Genomic DNA, 1,445 nt, shown 5'->3' with positions numbered 1-1,445 from the left:
GGATACCCAATCTCCGCCAGCGCCTTCGGCACCAGATGCCGCTCATCTTCCGGCACCACCAACCCCGCCACGACCCGCCCGTCCGCAGCCCCATGATTACGGTAGTGAAACATCGAGATATTCCACTTCCCGCCCAGCTTATTCAGAAAGTTGAACAACGCCCCCGGCCGTTCCGGAAACTCGAACCGGAACACCACTTCATCACTGACCCGCTCCGAATGCCCGCCCACCATGTGCCGCAAATGCAGTTTGGCGAGTTCGTTGTCGGTCAGGTCCAGCACCGGGAAGCCTTGCTCGGTGAGGCTTGCGATCAGCGCCTTGCGCGGGTCGTTCTCGGGGTGGGTCTGCACGCCGACGAAGATGTGCGCCTCGCGGTCGGTGTGGTAGCGGTAGTTGAATTCGGTGATCTGGCGCTTGCCCACGGCTTCGCAGAACGCCTTGAAACTGCCAGGCTGTTCGGGAATGGTCACGGCAATGATTGCTTCGCGGCCTTCGCCCAGCTCGGCGCGTTCGGCAACGTGGCGCAGGCGGTCGAAGTTGACGTTGGCGCCGGACTCGATGGCGACAAACGTCTGGCCTTTGACCTCGTACTGTTCGACGTACTTCTTGATCCCCGCTGCCCCCAAAGCGCCCGCAGGCTCGGTGATCGAGCGGGTGTCGTCGTAGATGTCCTTGATGGCCGCGCAGATTTCGTCGGTGCTGACGGTGATGACTTCGTCGACGTAATCCTTGCAGATGTCGAACGTGTGCTGGCCGATCTGCGCCACAGCCACGCCGTCCGCAAACAGCCCGACCTGCTGCAACACCACGCGCTCGCCGTAGGCCATGGCCTGTTGCAGGCAGTTGGAGTCGTCCGGCTCGACGCCGATCACCTTGATCTCCGGCCGCAGGTATTTCACATAGGCCGCGATGCCTGCGATCAGCCCGCCACCGCCCACCGGGACGAAGATCGCGTCCAGTCGGCCGGGGTGCTGACGGAGGATCTCCATCGCTACCGTGCCTTGCCCGGCGATGGTGTCAGGGTCGTCGTAGGGGTGAATGTAGACGTAGCCTTTTTCCTCGACCAGCTTCAGGGAATACGCCAGCGCCTCGGGAAACGAGTCACCATGCAGTACGACCTTTCCGCCGCGCGAACGCACGCCCTCGACTTTGATTTCCGGGGTGGTTTTCGGCATCACGATCGTGGCCGACACCCCCAGTGTTTTCGCCGCCAGCGCCAGGCCCTGTGCATGGTTGCCCGCCGACGCCGTGACCACGCCCCGCGCCAGTTCTTCCGCGCTCAGCTGCGCCAGCTTGTTGTAAGCGCCGCGAATCTTGAAGGAGAACACCGGTTGCAAATCTTCCCGCTTGAGCAAGACCGTGTTGCCGAGCCGTTCGGACAGCTGTCGAGCGCCGTGTAGCGGGGTTTCGATGGCGACGTCGTAGACGCGGGAGGTGAGGATTTT

1 protein-coding gene is annotated in these 1,445 nt (G+C 62.7%); it reads right to left on the bottom strand.

Features of this window, described 5'->3' with window-relative positions:
- Positions 1–1,445 (bottom strand): threonine ammonia-lyase, biosynthetic (ilvA, locus tag ACWKWE_RS29210; protein WP_483852486.1); only part of this gene is annotated, 1,445 nt, incomplete at both ends.

This window comes from Pseudomonas salicis (genome assembly GCF_057128705.1).
The sequence above is the reverse complement of the archived record's forward strand: the minus strand, read 5'-3'. Positions and strand labels throughout refer to the sequence as shown.